1 rRNA gene (cut by a window edge) is annotated in these 1,232 nt (G+C 57.5%); it reads left to right on the plus strand.

What is annotated here, in order from left to right:
* The first annotated feature begins 50 nt into the window (after positions 1 to 50).
* Positions 51 to 1,232 (plus strand): 23S ribosomal RNA (locus AB0I22_RS39540) (it continues 1,489 nt past the right edge of the window).

The raw sequence follows: 1,232 nt of genomic DNA on the forward strand, positions 1-1,232 counted from the left end.
CGGGTGGCTGGTCGTTGCTTGAGAACTGCACAGTGGACGCGAGCATCTGTGGCCAAGTTTTTAAGGGCGCACGGTGGATGCCTTGGCACCAGGAACCGATGAAGGACGTGGGAGGCCGCGATAGTCCCCGGGGAGCCGTCAACCAGGCTTTGATCCGGGGGTTTCCGAATGGGGAAACCCGGCAGTCGTCATGGGCTGTCACCCGCTGCTGAACACATAGGCAGTGTGGAGGGAACGCGGGGAAGTGAAACATCTCAGTACCCGCAGGAAGAGAAAACAACCGTGATTCCGGGAGTAGTGGCGAGCGAAACTGGATGAGGCCAAACCAGTCACGTGTGATACCCGGCAGGGGTTGCGTGGTTGGGGTTGTGGGATCTCTCTTTTGCAGTCTGCCGGCTGTGAGGCAAGTCAGAAACCGTTGGTGTAGGCGAAGGACATGCGAAAGGTCCGGCGTAGAGGGTAAGACCCCCGTAGCTGAAACATCAACGGCTTGTTTGAGAGACACCCAAGTAGCACGGGGCCCGAGAAATCCCGTGTGAATCTGGCGGGACCACCCGCTAAGCCTAAATATTCCCTGGTGACCGATAGCGGATAGTACCGTGAGGGAATGGTGAAAAGTACCGCGGGAGCGGAGTGAAATAGTACCTGAAACCGTGTGCCTACAAGCCGTGGGAGCGTCGCGCATCGAGCTTGCTCGGTGCGTCGTGACTGCGTGCCTTTTGAAGAATGAGCCTGCGAGTTTGCGGTGTGTTGCGAGGTTAACCCGTGTGGGGAAGCCGTAGCGAAAGCGAGTCCGAATAGGGCGTTTAGTAGCGCGCTCAAGACCCGAAGCGGAGTGATCTAGCCATGGGCAGGTTGAAGCGGAGGTAAGACTTCGTGGAGGACCGAACCCACCAGGGTTGAAAACCTGGGGGATGACCTGTGGTTAGGGGTGAAAGGCCAATCAAACTCCGTGATAGCTGGTTCTCCCCGAAATGCATTTAGGTGCAGCGTCGTGTGTTTCTTGCCGGAGGTAGAGCACTGGATAGGCGATGGGCCCTACCGGGTTACTGACCTTAGCCAAACTCCGAATGCCGGTAAGTGAGAGCGCGGCAGTGAGACTGTGGGGGATAAGCTCCATGGTCGAGAGGGAAACAGCCCAGAGCATCGACTAAGGCCCCTAAGCGTACGCTAAGTGGGAAAGGATGTGGAGTCGCAGAGACAACCAGGAGGTTGGCTTAGAAGCAGCCACC

This window comes from Streptomyces sp. NPDC050610 (genome assembly GCF_040654875.1).
In the GTDB taxonomy this organism is placed as follows: Bacteria; Actinomycetota; Actinomycetes; order Streptomycetales; family Streptomycetaceae; genus Streptomyces.